At 68.8% G+C, this 20,047-nt stretch carries 17 protein-coding genes; 4 read left to right on the forward strand and 13 right to left on the reverse strand.

The annotated features are described in order from the left end of the window. Positions 1–12: 12 nt before the first annotated feature. From AB0L53_RS26075 to AB0L53_RS26085, 3 genes are all read right to left on the reverse strand, one after another. Positions 13–1,608 carry an FAD-dependent monooxygenase gene (locus tag AB0L53_RS26075; RefSeq protein WP_363998714.1) on the reverse strand — a complete coding sequence of 532 codons (1,596 nt, stop codon included), beginning with the start codon at positions 1,606–1,608 and terminating at the stop codon, positions 13–15. A gap of 407 nt (positions 1,609–2,015) precedes the next feature. Beyond that, complete coding sequence (locus AB0L53_RS26080) at positions 2,016–2,837, reverse strand: oxidoreductase (RefSeq protein WP_363998717.1); 822 nt, start codon at positions 2,835–2,837, stop codon at positions 2,016–2,018. A gap of 3 nt (positions 2,838–2,840) precedes the next feature. Then, positions 2,841–4,022 (reverse strand): cytochrome P450, encoded by a 1,182-nt coding sequence (locus AB0L53_RS26085; RefSeq protein WP_363998720.1) that lies wholly within the window; start codon positions 4,020–4,022, stop codon positions 2,841–2,843. A 187-nt stretch (positions 4,023–4,209) separates the two neighbouring features. On the opposite strand from AB0L53_RS26085, the gene AB0L53_RS26090 reads away from it, so the two are divergent. Further along, on the forward strand, positions 4,210–4,896 hold the full coding sequence (locus AB0L53_RS26090) for a helix-turn-helix domain-containing protein (RefSeq protein ID WP_363998722.1): 687 nt from the start codon (positions 4,210–4,212) through the stop codon (positions 4,894–4,896). 54 nt (positions 4,897–4,950) lie between these two features. Here AB0L53_RS26090 and AB0L53_RS26095 read toward each other — a convergent pair whose 3' ends face one another. The 8 genes from AB0L53_RS26095 to AB0L53_RS26130 all read right to left on the reverse strand — a co-directional run bounded on the left by AB0L53_RS26095 (position 4,951) and on the right by AB0L53_RS26130 (position 12,747). After that, positions 4,951–5,241, reverse strand: coding sequence for an MTH1187 family thiamine-binding protein (locus tag AB0L53_RS26095; protein WP_357942525.1), 291 nt, complete (start codon positions 5,239–5,241; stop codon positions 4,951–4,953). Between the two features lie 93 nt (positions 5,242–5,334). Further along, positions 5,335–5,658 carry a hypothetical protein gene (locus AB0L53_RS26100; RefSeq protein WP_357646772.1) on the reverse strand — a complete coding sequence of 108 codons (324 nt, stop codon included), beginning with the start codon at positions 5,656–5,658 and terminating at the stop codon, positions 5,335–5,337. A gap of 10 nt (positions 5,659–5,668) precedes the next feature. Then, entirely contained in the window at positions 5,669–6,346 is a 678-nt protein-coding gene (locus tag AB0L53_RS26105; protein ID WP_225290308.1) for a uracil-DNA glycosylase, read from the reverse strand. A 69-nt stretch (positions 6,347–6,415) separates the two neighbouring features. After that, positions 6,416–7,777 (reverse strand): M1 family metallopeptidase, encoded by a 1,362-nt coding sequence (locus AB0L53_RS26110; RefSeq protein WP_363998727.1) that lies wholly within the window; start codon positions 7,775–7,777, stop codon positions 6,416–6,418. Between the two features lie 102 nt (positions 7,778–7,879). Further along, positions 7,880–8,779 (reverse strand): carbohydrate ABC transporter permease, encoded by a 900-nt coding sequence (locus AB0L53_RS26115; protein ID WP_363998730.1) that lies wholly within the window; start codon positions 8,777–8,779, stop codon positions 7,880–7,882. Continuing rightward, positions 8,776–10,155: an ABC transporter permease subunit gene (locus AB0L53_RS26120; protein ID WP_363998733.1), complete on the reverse strand. Its 1,380-nt coding sequence runs from the start codon at positions 10,153–10,155 to the stop codon at positions 8,776–8,778. The genes AB0L53_RS26115 and AB0L53_RS26120 overlap by 4 nt, the downstream gene beginning before the upstream one ends. 11 nt (positions 10,156–10,166) lie before the next feature. Beyond that, a complete protein-coding gene (locus AB0L53_RS26125; protein ID WP_363998736.1) occupies positions 10,167–11,492 on the reverse strand; it encodes an ABC transporter substrate-binding protein in 1,326 nt (441 codons plus the stop codon). Between the two features lie 7 nt (positions 11,493–11,499). Continuing rightward, the gene (locus tag AB0L53_RS26130) at positions 11,500–12,747 is read right to left on the reverse strand and encodes an ABC transporter substrate-binding protein (protein ID WP_363998739.1); all 1,248 of its coding nucleotides are present in this window, start codon (positions 12,745–12,747) and stop codon (positions 11,500–11,502) included. A gap of 128 nt (positions 12,748–12,875) precedes the next feature. Here AB0L53_RS26130 and AB0L53_RS26135 point away from each other — a divergent pair, with 128 nt between their 5' ends. From AB0L53_RS26135 to AB0L53_RS26145, 3 genes are read left to right on the forward strand one after another with little or no spacing between them, the layout of a single operon-like run. Further along, entirely contained in the window at positions 12,876–13,382 is a 507-nt protein-coding gene (locus AB0L53_RS26135; RefSeq protein WP_358177959.1) for a PadR family transcriptional regulator, read from the forward strand. Further along, the gene (locus AB0L53_RS26140) at positions 13,379–14,104 is read left to right on the forward strand and encodes an ABC transporter ATP-binding protein (RefSeq protein WP_358537066.1); all 726 of its coding nucleotides are present in this window, start codon (positions 13,379–13,381) and stop codon (positions 14,102–14,104) included. The genes AB0L53_RS26135 and AB0L53_RS26140 overlap by 4 nt, the downstream gene beginning before the upstream one ends. A 40-nt stretch (positions 14,105–14,144) precedes the next feature. Beyond that, the gene (locus AB0L53_RS26145) at positions 14,145–16,412 is read left to right on the forward strand and encodes an FtsX-like permease family protein (RefSeq protein ID WP_363998744.1); all 2,268 of its coding nucleotides are present in this window, start codon (positions 14,145–14,147) and stop codon (positions 16,410–16,412) included. Here AB0L53_RS26145 and treS read toward each other — a convergent pair. Beyond that, positions 16,404–18,113: a maltose alpha-D-glucosyltransferase gene (gene treS / locus AB0L53_RS26150; RefSeq protein WP_363998747.1), complete on the reverse strand. Its 1,710-nt coding sequence runs from the start codon at positions 18,111–18,113 to the stop codon at positions 16,404–16,406. The two genes, AB0L53_RS26145 and treS, sit on opposite strands and share 9 nt — an antisense overlap. Before the next feature lie 261 nt (positions 18,114–18,374). Next, positions 18,375–20,009, reverse strand: a complete 1,635-nt coding sequence (locus tag AB0L53_RS26155; RefSeq protein WP_363998750.1) for an asparagine synthetase B family protein — start codon at positions 20,007–20,009, stop codon at positions 18,375–18,377. Between the last annotated feature and the right edge of the window lie 38 nt (positions 20,010–20,047).

A 20,047-nucleotide genomic window follows, 5' to 3' on the forward strand; every position in this document is an offset into this window, starting at 1 on the left:
GACCGAGGGAAACTAGCGGCTGAGCACCTGCCGGAGCACCCGTTCGAGGGTGGTCGCGGGGTCCGGGTCGGCGTACGGCGAGCGCCAGGCGACGTAGCCGTCGGGCCGGATCAGCACGGCGCCACCCCTGTCCACGCCGTACCTCTCCGCCCAGCAGCCTTCGACGTCCATCAGTTCCTCATCCACCAGCACGCGCGTGAGCTGGATGCGCAGCCGCTCCTTGATCAGCCGCCCCGCGTCCATCCAGTGCTGCCCCCCAGGCCCGGCGATCAGCACGAAACCGGACCCGAACAGGTCGATGGTCGAGATCAGCTGCCCGTCCCAGTCGAGCGGCACATGCGGGGCGCGGCTGCCCGGACGCCCGGTCGGTACGCGCGGATCCTCCAGGATCGACCCGTCGTCATCGGGCTCCTCCAGGATCGCCGTCGAGTGGTAGCGGTATCCGATCATGGCGGCCATAGGGTCTTCGAGCGGTTCCGGGTACTCGGTACGCATCGCGGGAGGCATCCGGAAGCCGAGGTTCGCGAGCTGGGCGTCGGCCGTCAGCGTGCCGATGGGACGGCGTTCGGCGTCGTAGGTGTCGAGGAAATCCGGCCCGGCCTGCCCGGTCGCCACCAGCCAGAGCCGCCACGCGATGTCGCAGCCGTCCTGGAGCGCCGTGCTGCCGCCCTGCCCACCGGTGGGCGGCATCGTGTGAGCCGCGTCGCCGGCCAGGAACACCCGCCCGTCGCGGTAGCGGTCGGCCACGACGTGCGCCATGGCGAAGGTGGTCTTGTCGAGCACCCGTACGTCGAGGTCGGGCACGCCGGTCGCCACCCGTACCAGCTCGACGCAGCGCTCATCGGTGAAGTCGGCCTCGCTCTCACCCTTGGCGGGGTCGTAGTTGACGCCCACCACGTGCGCACCCACGCCCGTGCCGGTCACGATGACGCCGGTGAAGACCTCGTTCTGCAGGTACCAGAGCGTGACCTCGCGCTCCCGTACCAGCCCGGTCAGGTCGGCATCGAACATGATCGAGCACATCAGCCCCAGCTCGCCCTTCCCCGAAGTGGGGATGCCGAGCTGAGCGCGGAGCGGGCTGCGGAAGCCGTCGGCGGCCACCACGTAGTCGGCCCGTACGACACTGTCGACGCCGTCGGCGCGGATGACCGCCGTGACACCCTCGGCGTCCTGCTCCAGCGAGACCAGCTCGGTGGAGAACCGCAGGTCGGCTCCCAGCTCCTCGGCCTTGGCCCGCAGCACCCGCTCGACCTCCGCCTGAGGGGCGCCCACCTGGACGACGGGCGTGACGTCGGCGAGGAAGGCGAAGTCGTCCTTGTCGCCGGTCACGATCATGTGCGGGTTCGGGTCGGCCAGGTTCGCCGCGATCGCGATGCGCATGCCGTCACCGATGCCCTGCCAGATGTCCCGCAGCGACTGCTCGACCCCGGGCACCGGCCGCAGTAACTCGACGGCTCTGGGGCCTATCCCGAACGCCTTGGGCTGGACCGACGTACTGGGGTGCCGTTCGACCAGCATGACAGGCACTCCACGCCACGCCAGCAGCGCTGCCGCACTCAGCCCGGCGTAACCGCCACCGACGACGAGAACGGGTACTCGCTCGTGCACTCAACCCACCTCCTGGAACGCGTAGTATCGCGTTATCGCTCGAGCGACACGATATGTCGCGTCTGTGTGGTGGGTCAAGACATATCTCGAAATGTACTAGAGGGCGGAAGGGCGAAACCCCGTAAGTAGTGGACCGGGAGCAGACGGCTGGGGGCCGCCGCAACGGCTGACCGGCACTGCGCCGGTTAGGGGCCGCCCCATGAGGTGGGGTTCCCCGGGCGGTTCGCTACACGACCGTCTCGATCTCCTGTGACGGTCCGTGGTGGCCGAGGTCCTTGTGGAGGGAAACCTCCTTCGGAGGAGCGGATGGAGGCGGTTCGTGGTGGCTGGGGCCCTTCCGGAGGGATGCCTCCTTCGGAGGAGAAGAGGAAGGCGGTCTGTCGCGGTTGGGGTCCCTGGGGAGACCCCTACGGGGGAAGGGTGATCGAGCGGCTCGCGAGTGCGTCGAACTCGCGGTCAGGCAGGGTCCGGTTGAGTTCCAGGAGCTTGTCGGCGAGCCAGCCGACGGCGTAGCGGGTCTGCGGAGCGTCGGATTCGACTGCCGCGCGGATGGTCTCGGCGACGACCCGAGGATCGGAGCCCTCGGCGAGCCCGTTCTCGCTGCGTTCGGCCATCGCCTCGGCCATCGAACGGTAGGCGCCGAGCCCGGAGTGCTCGCGCAGTTGCGCGGCGGTCTGGTCCTCGAACTCGGTCTTGATGATGCCGGGCTGAACGATCACGACGTTGATCCCGAACGGCGCGACCTCCATGCGCAGCGTGTCGGAGAGGGCCTCCAGGGCGTGTTTGGCGGCGTAGTACCAGGCGCCCAGCGGCAGGCTGATCTCGCCGCCGATCGAGGATACGTTGACGATCACCCCGGATCCCTGTTCGCGCATGTGCGGCAGGACGAGCTGGATCAATCGGGCGGGAGCCAGGACGTTGACCTCGAACTGGTCGCGCGCCCGGTCCAGGGGGACGTCCTCGACCGCGCCGTGCAGGACCGTTCCGGCGTTGTTGACCAGAACGTCGATCCGGCCCTGCTCCCGCAGGATCGTGGCGATCACCCGGTCGAGGTCGGCGTCGCGGCGCACGTCCATCTCCAGAACGTGCCCGCCGGCCTCGCGCAGGACGTCCATCTTCCGTACGCGCCGGGCGGCCCCGTACACGACGTGGCCGGCGCGCAGTAGTTCCAGGGCGGTCGTCAGACCGATACCGGCCGATGCCCCGGTGACCAGGCAGACCTTCGGCATGGGTCACACTCCCCAGACGACGGGCAGCGCGTGCACGCCGTAGATGAGCATGTCGGTGCGCAGGGCCACATCCTGAACCGGGACGGCCAGCCGCAGGCCCGGGAACCTGGTGATCAGCGCGGGCAGCGCGACCTGGAGTTCCACCCGCGCGAGCTGCTGACCGAGGCACTGGTGCACGCCGTGGCCGAAGGCCACGTGGCCGCTGGTCGAGCGGAGCAGGTCGAGGGTGTCGGGGTCGGCGAAATGCGCGGGATCGCGGTTGGCCGCCGGTACCGAGATGGTGACCGTCTCCCCGGCCTTGATCACCTCGCCGTTCAGCTCCACGTCGGTCAGGGCCGTGCGGATGGTGAACGGGATGATGCTCGCGTACCGCAGCAGTTCCTCGACCGCGCGGTCGGCGATGCCGGGGTTCGCGCGCAGGGCGGCGAGCTGGTCGGGATGGACGAGCAGCGCGAACACGCCGAGCGCGAGCATGTTGGCCGTGGTGTCCATGCCGGCGCCCAGGAGCGAGAAGCCGATGTTGACCAGTTCCTCGTCGGTGAGGTCGGTTTCGGTCAGATCGCTGAGCAGGTCGTCGGTGGGGGTCGTGCGCTTGGCCGCGACCAGCTCCTGGACGAACGCGTGCACCGCTCCGTAGGCTGCCGCCAGTTCCTCCGGCGGGGCGTTCAGGCGGAACAAGTCCAGCGCGTGCTGCTGGAATCGGGCCCGGTCCTGGTACGGCACGCCGAGCAGTTCACAGATCATCTGCGCGGGGACCGGCTGTGCCAGGGCCGTCACCAGGTCCACCGGGCCGATCTGCCGCTCCATCGCGGCCAGGTGCTCTTCGGTGATCTGCGTGACCCGCTCGCTCAACTGGCGCATGCGGCGAACGGTGAACTTCCCGGTGAGCAGGTTGCGGTAGCGCGTATGGTCCGGTGCGTCCATGCCGCCGAACATCCCTGGAGGTGGGGGCTGGTCGCTGTCCGGGGCCCCGGAGATCGGCATGTGCCGTAGCTCGGCCCGGACGCTGAACCGCGAGTCGGCCAGCACCGCGCGCACCAGGGCGTGGCTGGTGACCAGCCAACCTTCGTGACCGTCGGGGTAGGCCAGCCGGCTCAGCGGGCGCTGCTCGCGGAGCTCGGCCAATCCCGTGGGCGGGTCGAACGGGTGGCCCGCGCTCCGCTCGGTCGGCAATGTTGCGCTCATAGCGGTCTCCTTGTCGTGTGCTGTGTTTGCGATGAGCGAAACGCTAGGAATGTGGTTCCATCAGAAACAACAAGTCGCGGCGATAAGCCGAGCTAGAAGCGACGCGGTCGATGCGTTGACTCTGCAGCTGAATGCACCGGCAGGCGTGATCGGCCGGAGGAGAGGAGTGACGATGGCAGGAGGCCGGATGACCTTCGAGGAGCGCCAGCAGGTCGCGGCCGGGTTGACCGCGGGCCTTCCGTATGCCGAGATCGCCCGCCGGCTCGGACGGTCCAAGTCCACGATCATTCGCGAGGTCGCCCGCAATGGCGGACACCACCGCTACCGGGCCAACCAGGCCCAGCAGGCCACGCAGTGGCGGGCCCGTCGCCACAGGCCGGTCGCGCACGTCGCGCCCGTCGCCCACGCGGACGCGCCCGGGTGGGACCCGGAATCGGTGCGGGATTTCGAGGAGCGCTTCGCGACGATGATGACCCAGACCGGGATTCCGGCCATGATGGCCAAGGTCCTCGTCTGCCTGTTCGTCAGCGATAGCGGCGGCGCCACCGCCGCCGAACTCGTCGCCCGGCTGCGGGTGAGCCCCGCCTCGGTCTCCAAGGCGGTCGCCTGGCTCGACCAGCGCGGGCTGGTCGCCCGCGAACGCCAGGGACGGCGCGAAAGGTACCTGATCGACGACCACGTCTGCTATCAGGCCTGGCTGGCCAGCCTCCAGGGCATGGTCCTGTGGGCGGACTTCACCCGGCAGGGAGCCCAGATCTACGGCGTGACCAACCCGGCGGGCTCCCGCATGCACACCGCCAGCCGGTTCTTCCAGCACCTTCACCAGGACATGGCCCAAGCCGCCGAGCACTGGCGGCACGCCCTCGCCGACTAGGCGCCGCTGCCGCCCGCCGGCAGCGCCGCGTGCCCAAGCTGTCGTCCCCAGCGGTCAGGACAGGTGGCGTTCGAGGGACTCGATCTTGCTGGTCATGCCGTCAGTGACACCGGCCCTGAGGTCGGCCTTCAGCACCAGGCTGACCCGCGGCGCCACCTCGGCCACCGCGTCCACCGCCTGCTTGACCACCGCCATGACCTCATCCCACTCACCCTCGATGGTGGTGAACATGGAGTCCGTCCGGTTGGGCAGCCCGCTCTCCCGCACCACCTTGACGGCGCGCGCGACCGGCTCGGCGACCCCCTCGCCGACGCCCAGCGGCGTGATCGAGAACGCGACGATCAACTCAATGTCCTCTCAAAGCTCACAGCGCGGGCCACGATGCCGATCGAAGCCAATCGGTGCTCGATCGAACAGACCTCGTGGCCCGCACTGGACTCAGGCGTGCTCGTGGTCGTCCTCTTCCTCTTCCTCGCTGGGACCGTCGGAGGGCTCGACGCCCAGGACGGCCTCGCGCGGCTCGATCTCGTCGATGTGGTCGACGAGCTGCAGGACGTGGTCCGGCTCGATCAGCCACTGCAGGGCGGACGCGCCGGTGTCGTCGGAGTTGACGAGCTCCACCTGCTCGGCCCGCTCTTCCTCGGTGAGGTCGGCGTCGGGGTGCCGGATTTCGGCCAGCGCCGCGGCCTGCAGCGCGTCCACGTCGAGCACCTCGACGGTCAGCTCGACCGTCAGGCGCAGGAACTTCTCGTTATCACTCATGGCGAAGATGCTAGGGCAGCTTCCACTCGACAGGACCGGCGCCTTGCTGAACGAGAAGCTCGTTGGCACGGCTGAAGGGCCGGGAACCGAAGAATCCGTTGCGCGCCGACAGCGGAGACGGGTGCGCGGACTCGATGCGCGGCACGCTGCCGAGCATCGGCGCCAGGTTGCGCGCGTCGCGGCCCCACAGGATCGCGACCATCGGCTTGTCGCGGGCGACCAGCGCGCGGATGGCCTGCTCGGTGACCTCTTCCCAGCCCTTGCCCCGGTGGGAGGCGGGCTTGCCGGGCATCACGGTGAGCACCCTGTTGAGCAGGAGTACGCCCTGGTCGGCCCAGGGGGTCAGGTCGCCGTTGGACGGCCGCGGCAGCCCGAGGTCGGTCTCCATCTCCTTGTAGATGTTGAGCAGGCTGCCGGGCAGCGGCCGCACGTCGGCGGCGACGGAGAACGACAGCCCGATGGGGTGACCGGGCGTGGGGTAGGGGTCCTGGCCCACGATCAGCACCTTGACCTCGTCGAAGGGCTGGTTGAAGGCGCGCAGTACGTTGGCGCCCGCGGGGAGGTATTGCCGGCCTTCGGCGATCTCATTGCGGAGGAACTCGCCCATATGGGAGATGCGCTCGGAGACGGGCTCCAGCGCACTGGCCCATCCGGCTTCGACGACTTCGTTCAAGGGACGACTGGCCATGGCTGTTGAGCTTAGCCAGGTCTGGTACGGCTTGCGGTCCGAATCCGGTGGGCGGCCGTACCAGAATGATCACAGCGTGGGCTTGCCCCGCTGGAACAGCCACTGGTCGAAGAGCGTGCCGAGATCCCGGCCCGAGACCCGCTGGGCCAGGGCGATGAAGGCGGCGGTGTCCGCGTTGCCGTACTTGTGGTCGTTGACCCAGGTCCTGAGGATGGTGAAGAACGCGCGGTCACTGACCGCGCCGCGCAGGACGTGCAGCGTCATCGCGCCGCGGGAGTAGACGGCGTCCTTGAAGAGCCCGGCCGCGCCGCCCGGGTCGGCGGGGGGCGTCTGCCAGAACTCGTCCTCCGGGGTACGGCTGTACGCCTCGTCGAAGGAGTCCTGGAGCTTCTTGGTGCCCAGCTTGTCCTGCCAGAGCCATTCGGCGTAGGTGGCGAAGCCCTCGTTGAGCCAGATGTCCTTCCAGCGTGTCGGCGTCACGGCGTCGCCGAACCACTGGTGGGCGAGCTCGTGGGAGAGCAGCGGCTCGCTCGGCACCTGGGGGTAGATCGGGCGGGTCTGCGTCTCCAGCGAGTAGCCGACGTCCGACGCGCGGTCGATGATGCCGCCGGTCGAGGAGAACGGGTAGGGACCGAAGAGCGAGCCGAAGTAGTCAAGGATGGGCTTGTGGCGCTTCGCGAAGTCTCCGGCTTTCGCAGCGTTCCGCGGGTCCACGGCGGTGATTACCCGGAAATTTCCGATCTTGGTGTCGGAAAGCTGGAATTTTCCGATGGTGACGGTTGAGAGGTAGCTGGCCATCGGCTCTCTCTCGTCCCACACGTACGTCGTGCGACCGCCTTGGGACGTCTTCGACACCAGGTCGCCGTTCGCCACCGCGACCCGCGTGCTCGGCACGGTCACCGTGAAACGGTACGTGGCTTTGTCGGTCATGTGGTGATTGCCGGGATACCAGGTCATGGCCCCCTGCGGCTCGTTGGCGTTGAACACCCCGTCATCCGTACGGATCCAGCCGTCGTGTGAGCCGTCCGGGTCGACGACGTACGTGGGCTTGCCGTCGTACCGGACCACGACGGAGAAGGGGCGCCCGGAGGCCAGCCTGCCGGGCGGGGTGACCACGAGCTCAGGACCGCTGCGCCGGAAGGAGGCCGCCGCGCCGTTCACCACCACGGACCGCACGGTCAGGGTGTCGACCAGATCCAGGTCGAAGCGGCTCAGCTCCTGCGTGGCCCGGGCGGTGATCGTCGCCACGCCGCTCAGCTGGTTGGATCCCGGCTCGTAGCCCAGCGCGAGGTCGTAGTGCGTGGCGTCGTAGCCCCCGTTGCCCTGCTTGGGGAAGTACGGATCACCCGCGCCCTCGGCGCCGGCGCCCGCACCGGCGGAGCCGGGGCCAAGAGCGATGAAGGTGGCGACCGCCGCCGCGAGGAGCTTCATGAGTGAATTTTAGGGGCCGTCAGAGAGAGCGTTACGGGCGCCCGCCTGCCCCCCTTGGCAGGCGGGTGCCCATGCCCCCGCATCTGGCCGGCACATGTGGAGCTACTTCACAGAACCGGCCATCATGCCCTGCACGAAGTACCGCTGGAACGCGAAGAAGAGGACCAACGGGATGATCAACGACAGGAAGGCGCCCGACGAGAGGATGTCGACGTTCGACCCGAACTGCCGCATCTGAGACTGGAGCTGCTTGGTCATCGGCTGGTTGTCCGTGTCGGCGAAGACCAGCGCGATGAGCATGTCGTTCCAGACCCACAAGAACTGGAAGATGCCGAGCGAGGCGATCGCCGGCTTGCCGAGCGGGAACACCACCCGTACGAAGATCTTCAGCTCCGACGCCCCGTCCATCCGCGCCGCCTCCAGCAAGGAGGCCGGGATGCCGACGAAGAAGTTCCGGAGCAGGAAGATCGCGAACGGCAGCCCGAACGCCACGTGGAACAGCACCACGCCGGGGATCGTGCCGAAGATGCCGACGCCGCCGTAGAAGATGGCGACCGGGATCAGCGCGATCTGAATCGGCACGATGAGCAGCCCGACCACGACCAGGAACGACAGGTCACGGCCCGGGAAGTCCATCCACGCGAACGCGTAGGCGGCCATCGCGGCGATCCCGATCACCAGGACCGTGGTCGGCACCGTGATGAACACGGTGTTCCAGAAGGAGGAGGTGAAACCGCTGGCCAGGAGGTTCTTGTAGTTCTCGATGGTCAGCTCGGCGGGCTTGGTGAAGATGGTCCACCAGCCCTCGGCGCCGTTGACCGCCGGGGTGCGCAGCGAGACGACCATCAGGCCGAGCGTCGGGACCAGCCAGAACAGGCCCAGCAGCACCATCACGACCTGGATGGCGCCACCGCCGAGACGGTCGACGATGCGCGTGATCACACTCCGGCGGGGAGCGCCCGTATGGACCTCGGCAGGAGCCGGGGCGGTTGCCGTGGTCACGTGTCTTCCCTTCTGAACCGGCGGATATTCATGATCATGAAGGGGAGGACCAGGATGAGCAGGAAGATGGCGAGCGCACTGCCCAGCCCCTGGTTGTTCCCACCGCCGAACGAGACCCGCCACATCTCCAGCGCGACCACGTTCGACTGCGGCTGGACCGATGGCGGCGCGATGATGAAGACCAGGTCGAATACCTTCAACGTATTGATGATCATCGTCACGAAGACGACGAGCAGCACCGGTGACAGCAGCGGTACAGTGATCCGGCGGAACACCTGCCACTCCGTGGCGCCGTCGATGCGGGCCGCCTCCAGCGCGTCACGCGGGATGGCCGCCAGACCGGCCGCGATCAGCACCATGGCGAACCCGGCCCACACCCAGACGAACGCGCCGATGATCGCGGGGGTGATGAGCGTCGGGCCGAGCCAGGTCAGGCCGTGGTAGGCCGCCTCGAAGTTCGACTGCGGCAGCCGTACGACATAGGAACCCGCGGCCAGCCCGTCGAAGCGAAAGGAGCCGTCGTCGGCCGTCGTCGCGGTGCCGGCCACCTGGCCGTCCTTGACCGCCTCCACGGTCATGCCGGGCAGGCCCTTCTCGGTGGCGTCGGGCGTGCCGTTCTTGCCGCCGCCGCCCGGAGTGAAGTCGAACCACACCGTTCCGGACAGGGCGTTGCCCGGCGGCGCGGCCTTGGCGGGCTGGGCGGCGCTCGGCATGATGTTCGGCTTGATGCCGACGATCGGGATCAGCACCGGCTGGCCCGACTGGACGGGCTGCTTGGTGACGATCGCGCCCTTGTCCGCCACGACGCCCGACTGGTCGCCCTCGCGGGGCCGCGCGTCCGGGTAGCCCTTGGAGGAGGAGAACGTGTCGTGCACCGTGGTCAGGATGGCGTTGGCGACGCCCTTGCCCGGGTCCTCGTCGTACACGATCCGGAAGATCACGCCCGCGGCCATCAGCGAGACCGCCATCGGCATGAAGACGATCAGCTTGAACGCGGTCGCCCACTTGATGCGCTCGGTGAGCACCGCGAAGATCAGGCCCAGCGTCGTCACCACGATCGGGGCGACGACCACCCAGATCAGGTTGTTCCTGATCGTGGTGAGCATGCCCGCGTCGGTGAAGATCGTGGCGTAGTTGCCCAGGCCCACGAATCCGCTGCCGGCCGCGTCGAACAGGCTGCGGAAGATCGAATAGACGATGGGGTAGACCACCCAGATTCCCAGCAGCAGGGCCGCGGGGAGAAGGAAGGCGATCGCGACCGTCGGCGAAGGGCCGAGGCGTCGTTGCGTGCGGGGGGTTTCAGCCGGTCCGGAGGCGGGCCCGCGCGAGGTGTCGTCCTCGCGCGGGGCCTTCGGGCCGTCCACCTTTTCGGTCACGGCCTTACCTCTTACTTCCAGGCCTTCTTGGCCTCATCTTCGAGCTTGGTCTGCGCGCCCTTGATGTCACTCGGGTTGCGCAGGAAGTCCTGGAGCACCTTCCACTCGCCCTTGCCGTCGGTGCCGCCGAAGGCGCTGGGCGCCAGGTCGGACATGTCATAGCGGACGGCGTCACCGGCCGAGATGATCGTCTGCCCGAGTTGCTTGGTCAGCGGGTCCGGGTAGTTGTCAGGGGAGACGTTCTTGTTGGGCGACAGGTAACCGGGCAGCTTGGCCCAGATCTCGCCGCCCTCCTTGGAGGCGAGGAACTGCAGCAGCGCCATGGCGCCGGGGGAGTCCTTCATCGCGACCGCCACGTCGCCGCCCAGCACGACCGGAGCCGTGTCACCGACCTTGGGGAACGGGAAGAACTTGGCGTCCTCGCCGACCTTGGCGCCGTCCTGCGTCGCCTGGGTGGCGACGAAGTCGGCCTCGATGACCATGGCCGCCTTCTTCTGGCCGAACACCTTGGTCACGCAGGTCGGGAAGTCGGTCTGCAGCGCGCCGGAGTTGCCGTCGAGGACGAACTCCTTCTTGCCCACGATCTGCTGGATCTTCTGCAGCGCGGTGGCCACGCTGGGGTCGGTCCAGGGGATCTCGTGCTTGGAGAGCTTGTCGTAGTTGTCCGGGCCCGCGCTCGACAGGTAGACGTTCTCGAACAGGTCGGTCAGCGTCCAGCCGTGGGCGCCGCAGAGGGAGAACGGCGCCGTGCCGGAGTCGGCGATCGTCTGGGCGGCCTTGATCAGCTCGTCCCAGTTCGTCGGCGGCTGCACGCCCGCGTCCTCGAACGCCGGCGCGCGGTACCAGACCAGCGACTTGTGCGCGGCCTTGATCAGCACACCGTAGGGCTTGCCGTCGGCGGAGCCCAGCTCCTTCCAGTACGGCGTGTAGTTGGTGTCGATCTCCTTGGTGACCTCGGGGGTCAGCGGCTTCAGCGCGTTCTGCTTGGCGTACTGCTGCACCAGGCCCGGCTGCGGCAGGACGGCCACGTCGGGCGGGTTGCCGCCCTGGATGCGCGGGCCGAGGTAGGCACCGGTGTCCTCGCCGGTGGAGGCATAGGTGACCGTGGCGCCGGTCTTGTCGGAGAAAGCCTTGAGCACCTTTTCGAAGTTCTTCTGCTCCTCGCCGGTCCACTTGGCGGCGATCTCGAGCTTGACGCCCTGGAGTGTCTTGCTCCCGCCGTCGCTCGCCGGCGCCGAGCCCGACGCTGTGGGCTGGGTGGTCGTCGGCGCGTTTCCGCAGGCGGCGACCGCTACCGCGAGCCCGGCCAGGATCGCTGCTGCTCTGGCTTTTCGCATGGCTGCCTCACTGTGTGCTGATGATCTCTTGCAGTTCGGACTTCATGGAGACCGCGACGTCGTCGGCGGACTCGGTGTAGGGAGGGCTCAGCGCCTTGGCGACCGAGCTGGCGATCACCAGGCTGAGCTGGTTGTAGTTCGCGCTGACCGGCCGCGCCTTGGCGGCGAGGATGCTCTCCTTGAGTACGGGCAGGTAGGGGAAGCGCTTGATCAGGGCCGGGTCGTCGTAGAGCTCGGTCCACACCGGCGGGAACGAGCCGTCGGTGAGCACCCGCCGCTCGTTCTCCAGGCCCGTGAAGTAGCGGATGAACTCCTGGGCGGTGTGCTGGTGCTTGGAGTAGGCGCTGATGGCCAGGTTGACCCCGCCGAGCGTGCTCGACCCCGGGCCGTTGAGCCCGGGAAGCCTGGTCACCGCGAACTTGCCGCCGAGCTTGGCCGTCGCCGGGCCGTAGGCGTGGGGCCAGTTGCGGGCGAAGGCCAGCCGCCCTTCCTGGAAGGCCAGGCGGGACTCCTCCTCCTTGTACGACAGCGACTCCTTGGGGATCCAGCCCTCGCGCAGGCCCTGGATGAGGAAGTCCAGCGCGATCCTGGCCTTGGCCGGGTCGAGGGTCACCTCCGTGCCGTCGGGGCTGAGTATCTGCCCGCCCGCCGACTGCACGGCCTCGGAGAAGTTCACGGTCAGCCCCTCGTACGCGAGGAACTGCCCGGCGTAACCCCCGATGTCCCGCTTTTTCGTGACCTCTAGGGCTTTTTCGCGAAGCTCCGCCCAGGTGCGCGGCGGTTTCTTGATCAGGTCGGTTCGGTAGTAGAGCAGGCCGGCATTGCTCGTGTACGGCACCGCCCACAGCTTGTTCTTGTAGACCGCGGTGTCCACGACGGGCGGCAGGAGCCTGTCGAGCGGGAAGAGCCCGCGCTCCAGGGGGATGATCCAGCCGTTCTCCGCGAACTCGGCGGTCCACACCACGTCCAGCCCGAGCACGTCGTAGCGGTTGCTCCGGGCCTGGAGATTGGCCACCATCTGCGCGCGCTGCTCGTCGGCGGCCTCGGGGAGTTCGAGGAGCGTCACCTTCTCGGCCGGGTGGGCCTGGTTCCAGCGATCCAGCAGGGGTTGCAGGTACGCCGTCGTGTCGCGTCCGGTGGCGAAGGTGATCGGGCCGGTGCCGCCCGTGCCGGTATCGCCGCCGACCTCGTCACCCGTCGCCGCGCACCCGGCCGCCAGAGAGACGGCCAGCACGATCGGCAACGAGCGATGCACCCGATGACCTCCCAGTTCAGAAGGATTACATTCGTGTTAGGTAGATGCATTCATGTTATGCACACATGTAATCTGGCGGTCAACGGAGAAGCGCGTAACGCATCCGTAACACAAGGGGGAGGTGGGGCTTGCGGTTGCACCTGCTGGCGCTCCTGGCCAAGGAACCTGCCCACGGGTACGAGCTCAAACAGGCCCTTGAGCAGACCTTCGGCAGCGCCTATCCCTCTCCCAACATCGGCCAGATCTATGTGACCCTCGGCAGGCTGGAGAAGGACGGCCTGGTCAGGGCCGTCGACGTGGAGCAGTCCAACCGGCCGAACAAGAAGGTCTACTACCTGACGGCCAAGGGCCGCGACGTGCTCACCACCTGGGTGGACGAGCCGACCGAGGGTCCTCGGGTGCGCGACGAGTTCTTCATGAAGCTCGTGCTGGCCCCGCTCACCGGCATCGCCGACCGGATGGCCCTCATCAACCGGCAGCGCCGGCACTATCTTTCGCTCATGAGCGACCTCAACGACCTCCTCTCCCGCACGGCGCCCGCCGACACCGTGGCGGTCCTGCTCATCGAGGGGGCCATGCTGCACCTGCAGGCCGACCTCGACTGGCTGGCACGGTGTCAGGAGGATCTGGCATGAGCGTGATCAAGACCGTCAACCTGGTGAAGATCTACTCCGATGGGGCGGTGCCCGTGCCGGCCGTACGCGGGGTGGATCTGCGGGTGGAGCCGGGCGAGTTCGTCGCGATCATGGGGCCGTCGGGGTCGGGCAAGTCGACGCTGGTGCACATGCTCGGCGGGCTGGACGCTCGTACGAGCGGTGAGATCTGGCTCGACGAGAAGCGCGTCGACACGCTCTCGGAAAGTGCCTGGGCGCTGCTGCGGCGCAAGAAGGTCGGCTTCGTCTTCCAGTTCTTCAACCTGGTCGCCAACATGACCGTGGCCGACAACGTGGAGCTGCCGGCGCTGCTGGCCGGAGCCTCGCCCAAAGACGCCCGCGAACGCCGCGAGAGCCTCCTGGGCGCCCTCAACCTCACCGAACGCGCCGACGCCGCGCCCGGCCAGCTCTCCGGCGGTGAGCAGCAGCGGGTCGCGCTGGCCCGCGCGCTGGCCAACCAGCCGAGCGTGCTGCTGGCCGACGAGCCGACCGGCAACCTCGACAGCCGCAACACCCGCGACGTGCTCCGGCTGCTCAGCGACGTGCACAAGGACGGCCAGACCATCGTCATGGTCACCCACGACGCCCGGGTGGCCGCCCTCGCGGACCGCCTGGTGTCGCTGTTCGACGGCGAGATCGTCGACGACGGCCGGATCGCCCGCAGGCGTACGGGCACGGCCGGCGAGGTGATCGACCTCCGATGAGCCTCAGAGAAATGAGCCTCAGCGAAATGAGCCTCAGAGAATGAGCACGGCCAGGGCGGGCAGCCGGTGGATCAGGGCCGACCTGCGGGCCAGGCGGGGCCAGGCGCTGCTCACCGTGCTCGCCGTGGCCGGGATCGTGGCCGCGCTGATCACCGCGGTCACCCTGCTGGAAGACGGCACCAACCCGTGGCGCAGCCTGTTCGCCCAGACTGACGGCGCCCACGTGTGGTTCTACACCAAGGACAGCCCCCAGGTCGGGCTGGGCGGCATCGACGGCGTCAGCCAGACCGCGGGGCCCTACAGGTCCGCGCCCGTCACCGTGGTCCAGGACGGCAAGAAGGAGCCCGCGGCGCTGCGCGCGATGCCCGCCGCGCTGCCCCGGGTGGCGCACCCGGTCGTGGCCGAGGGCCGCTGGCTCGACCCCGCCCAGTCCGACGGCGTGGTGGTCGAGCGCTCCTTCGCCAGGGCGCTGCGGCTCAAGCTCGGCGACGCCTTCTCCATCATCGCGCTGAGCGGCGAGCGCCACACCCTGTACGTACGCGGCATCGCCGACTCCGCCGAGCAGGGCTTCTACCCCGAATGGACGCCCGGCCTGGCCTGGGTGCTGCCGGCGACGCTCGACCGGATCGAGCCCATGCTCGGCCGCAGCGAGTGGGTGACCGGCCTGCGCCTGGCCGACCCCGACGCCACCCAGGTCGTCTCCCAGCGCGTCGTGGTCATGCTGGAGGACCAGCTGCAGCGCGTCTACACCTGGCGCGAGGTACGCGCCGCGATGGAGCTCGACAACCGGCTGCTCGGCACGCTGCTGGCGCTGTTCGGTGTGGTCGGGCTGGTCGCCGCCGCTCTGGCGCTGGCCAACGCGGCCGGTGGGCGGGTGCTCGGCCAACTGCGCGACCTGGCCACGCTCAAGTCGATGGGCTTCACCAGGGGCCAGGTCGCCCTGCTGCTCCTGGTCGAGCACGGCGCACTCGGCCTGCTCGGCGTCGGCGTCGGCACGCTCGCCGGATGGGCGGCGACGGTGGCGGTGCTCGGCACGACCTCCGTCGCGCCCGTGCCCGTGCTGGCCATCGTCGGTGGCACCGCGCTGACCGTGCTCGCCGCGGTCGGAGTGCCCGCCTGGCGCGGTGGGCGCACGCCGCCCATCCCCGGTGCCCCGGCGGCGCCGCCGCGCGGCCACCTGTCCCGTCTGGCCAGGCTGGCCCTGCTCGTACGGCTGCCACCCGCGCTCATTCTCGGCACCCGCGACGCCTTCACCAGGCGGCTGCCGGCGTTCCTGACCGCGTTCGGCCTGGCCGTGCCGATGATGATGATCACGATCGGGCTCGGCGTCTGGGCCACGCTCGACAACTTCCTCAGCCACCCCGAGCAGGTCGGCCAGCACGCCAGCCTGTACGTCCGGCCGGGCAAGCTGGAGGCGGCCGACGCCCAGCGCATCGCCGAGTCCGACAGGGCCGTCCAGAGCGTCTACCCGGGCACCGACGTCAACGCCCTGGCCCCCGGAGCGGCCCGCTCGGTCAGGGTCCGGGCCATCGGCAGTTCGGCCGACCCCTACCCGTTCCCGGTCGTCGAAGGCCGCATGTACGGCCAGCCCGGCGAGGCCGTCGCGGGGCAGGGGCTGCTCAACCTGCTCGGCGCCAGGATCGGTGACCGGATCCGGCTGACCGTCGGCGGCTCGCCGCTGATCGTACGGATCGTCGGCCGCACCGTGGAGCCGGACCTCGACGGCGAGGTGCTGTCCGTGGGGCTCGACAGCCTGGCGGCCAAGGACTCCGTGCCGCCCGAGTTCTACGCCCTCGCGCTACGCCAGGGCGCCGATCCGGGCGAGGTGCGCGACAGGCTGCTGGCGGCCTCGGGGGAGAGCCTCGACGTGCAGCGGGTGGTCAACCCGGCCGACCGGCTGTCGGTCATCCGGGTGGTGATCGTGGCGCTGATCGCGGTGCTGGCGTTGATCGGCCTGGCCAACCTGCTCACGGCCAGCGCCCTGGGGCTGCGCGACCACGCCTTCGATCTGGCTGTGCTCAAGGCGATGGGGCTGACCCCGCGGCAGGTGATGGCCACCCTGGTGACGGGCACCGGGCTGCTGGTCGTGCTGGGCATCGTGGCCGGCACGGCGGCCGGCGCCTCGGTGGTGACCGGGCTGATCGACCTCCAGGGCTACACCAGCGGAGTCGGGGCGGGCATCGGCCGCCCGCCCTCGGTCCTCACGCTGATCGTCGCCGTGCTGGTCGCCGTGGGCGCGGCGCTCGCGGTCGCGCTCATCCCGGCTCGCCGCGCGGCCCGCGCCCAGGTGCCCGTCACCTCACGCTGAGGCGTCGTCCTTGAAGTTCTTCAGCGCGAACCAGTAGAACCCGTGGCTCGGCAGCGTGAGCAGGTAAGGCAGCTCGCCGATCACCGGGAAGTGCACCCCGCCCCGCGCCTCCACCGGCGTCATGCCCGTGAAGCGGCGCAGGTCGAGCTCCACCGGCTGGGGATACTTCGACAGGTTGTTCACGCACAGCATGACGTCGTCGCCGTACTCGCGGACGTAGGTGAGCACGCTGTTGTTGGAGGACCACATTTCGGTGTAGGCGCCGAGGCCGAACACCGGGTGACTGCGGCGGATCTCCAGCATCTTGCGGGTGAAGTGGAGCAGCGAACCCTCGCTGCGCTGCTGCGCCTCCACATTGACCGCCTGGAAGCCGTAGATCGGGTCCATGACCGCGGGCAGGTAGAGCCGTCCCGGGTCGGCGGAGGAGAAGCCGGCGTTGCGGTCGGGGCTCCACTGCATCGGCGTGCGCACCGCGTCGCGGTCCTCCAGCCAGATGTTGTCGCCCATGCCGATCTCGTCGCCGTAGTACATGATCGGCGAGCCCGGCAGGCTCAGCAGCAGGGCCGTGAACAGCTCGATCCGGTCCCTGTCGTTGTCCAGCAGCGGCGCGAGCCGGCGGCGGATGCCCAGGTAGGCCCGCATGCGCGGGTCCTTGGCGTACTCGCTGTGCATGTAGTCGCGCTCTTCCTCGGTCACCGTCTCGAGCGTGAGCTCGTCGTGGTTGCGCAGGAAGATGCCCCACTGGGCCGTGTCGGGCAGCTTGGGGGTGCGCGACATGATCTCCGAGATGGGCTCGCGCGTCTCCTTCTTGACCGCCATGTAGATGCGCGGCATGAGCGGGAAGTGGAAGGCCATGTGGCACTCGTCGCCGCCCACGGTGGGGTCGCCGAAGTATTCGACGACGTCCTCGGGCCAGCCGTTCGCCTCGGCCAGCAGCACCCGGTCAGGGTAGAGGCGGTCGACCTCGGCGCGGACCTTCTTCAGGTACGCGTGCGTCTCGGGCAGCCCCGCGCACGCCGTGCCCTCGCGCTCGAACAGGTAGGGCACCGCGTCCAGCCGGAAGCCGTCGATGCCGAGGTCCAGCCAGAACCGCAGCACCTCCAGCATGGCCTCCTGCACGGCCGGGTTGTCATAGTTCAGGTCCGGCTGGTGGTGGAAGAAGCGATGCCAGTAGTACTGCTTGCGCACGGGGTCGTAGGTCCAGTTGGACTCCTCCGCGCCGATGAAGATGATCGGGGCGTCGGGAAAACCGGTCGGCTCGTCGGACCACACGTAGAAGTCGCCGTACGGCCCTTCCGGGTCGTGCCGCGACGCCTGGAACCAGGGATGACGGTCGCTCGTGTGGTTCATCACCAGGTCGGTGATGATCCGCAGCCCGCGCTCGTGCGCCGACTCGATCAGATGGACGAAATCCCCGAGGTCCCCGAAGTCCGGAAGGATCTTCATATAGTCGGAAATGTCATACCCGCCATCGCGCAGCGGCGACTCGTACAAGGGCAGTAGCCAAAGGCAGTCGACGCCCAGCCATTCCAGATAGCCGAGCTTCTCCGTGAGACCACGCAGGTCTCCGGTGCCGTCGCCGTTGGAGTCCTTGAACCCTCGGACAAGAACCTCGTAGAACACCGCCCGCTTGTACCAGGAGGGATCCTCCGAGACGAACGCCTCGGAAATCGGCTCCGGTGCTGGGGATGCGTTGATCATATGTCGCTCACAGAAGGAGATGTGGGCAGGACGGAGTCACCGGTTTCCCCGGCGCTAACTAGCTGGTGACCGCGCCGCCTGAGGTCGTCATCCCTGCGAACCTCATGCCCTGAACGGACCGGATTTGTGACCCGGTGCCCGCTTGTGCGGCGCTTACGGGCCGAACACTACCAGCCCGTTGGCTTTCCGGAACCCGCTTGTGCTGTGCTCGAGTTAATACCCACGAGATCACTGTGTAACCGTGATGTTACCGAGAGTTCATCAGAAAGGGGACGACACATCACTGAGATCGTTCTCGAAGTCGCCCAGCCAGAGCCCGAAAAGCACCAGCCCCCGCACCCAGAACCGGTCGTTCCACCCGCTGAACCGGGTCAGCGCGTCGGGGCCGCCCGCGATGACCATGTGCAACTCGTCCGACAGCATTTCGGGCACCCGCGCGGCGACGGTCTCCAGCATGCGGTGCGCGTACGCCCGCGCGGGAGCGGCCGTGGAGCGCAGCGGAACCCGCAGTAGCGGCTGCTTGACCACGTTCGTGGACGGCAGGGCCGCCACCCGCGGGTTGGCGGCGTGCAATATCTCGCGGTAGAAGCGACCCTTGTCTTTCCGGGCCACCCCTACCGACAACGCCGCGTCGAAGAAGTCGGGGTGGATGAACGGCGCCGCGAACGACGCCTCGGGCCCGACCAGGTTGACCGCCGAGCGGGCGATGCCCCGCACGGTGCGGGTGTGCAGCACCGACAGCGGCAGCTCGGCCCGGTGCCCGTGCAGCATGGAGGTCGCCGCGGCGAACTGCTCGCGCACCGCCTCCTCCATCCAGGCGCCGGCCGCCGCCGACAGGAACGGCTGTGACGGGGCGCCGAGGCTGAGCGACTTCAGCACCGCGGCCGACCGCTCGGCCTGCGAGGTGGCCTCCAGCGCGGCCCCGCTCACCATGAAGTTCTTCAGCAGCGGGCCGCCGGCCAGGCCGTCGACCAGCACCCGGCCCGCCCGCTGCACCTCCTTGGCGAACGGGGCGTACCAGGCGTGGTGCGGCGTCAGGTATTCGAGCCGGCGCGCCACCTCGGCCGCGTCGCCGGGGTAGTCGTCGGCGGACTGGGTGATCACCCGGTGCGGGATGCCCAGCTCGCGGGTGATCGAGCGGGCGAAGGCGATGTCGGTGTCGGTGCCCTCGTCGGGGCTGGTCGTCCAGGACTCCACGTCGAAGCCGCGCGCCTTCGCCACGCTGGCCAGCAGCCGCGAGTCGTAGCCGCCGCTGACCGGCACCAGCAGTTTGCGCCCGTCGTAGTCCTTGTAGACCTCGTGCAGCAGCTCGACGATCTCGTGGGCGCTGGTCCACCTCTCGTACGGCTCGCGGCGCAGCCAGCGCGGCAGCCCGCGCTCCGTGGCCAGCCGCTCGCCGTCGAACACCAGCGCGCTCGACCCCGGCAGCCGCTTGATCCGCTGGTAGGGCGTCGCCTCGCCGAGCGGGAACGTCACCTGGATGATCGAGGCCCAGGCCGACCAGTCGATCTCGACCGGGACCAGCGACAGCAACGGCTGGATCAGGGACGAGAAGTAGATCGCGTCGCCGTGCCGTACGTAATAGACGTCGACCAGCCCGAGCGCGCCCGCGTGCAGCGTGACCCGCGGGCCGTCGCCGATCAGCCCCGGCACCTCGTACGTCTCGGCGATGGACATCCAGCCGTCGAGAGCCGAGGGCCTGCGCTCACCCCAGGAGAACGCGAACGAGCCCCCTGCGCGGTGATAGGGCGGCAGCGGCGTCGAGCTGTACAGGGCCGCCTCGGCCGTCTGGAGCGCCGGTCTGACCCGAGGCCCCGCGGCGGCGAGTTTGCCGAGTATGACGGTGTCGATCCGGCCGAGACCGCCGCAGACATAGGGCCGCACGTTGAACTGCACCGGATCTCATCCCTTCGAGCTGCTTCCCGCAAAAGAGT

It is taken from the genome of Nonomuraea sp. NPDC052129 (assembly GCF_040680095.1).
Taxonomy (GTDB): domain Bacteria; phylum Actinomycetota; class Actinomycetes; order Streptosporangiales; family Streptosporangiaceae; genus Nonomuraea.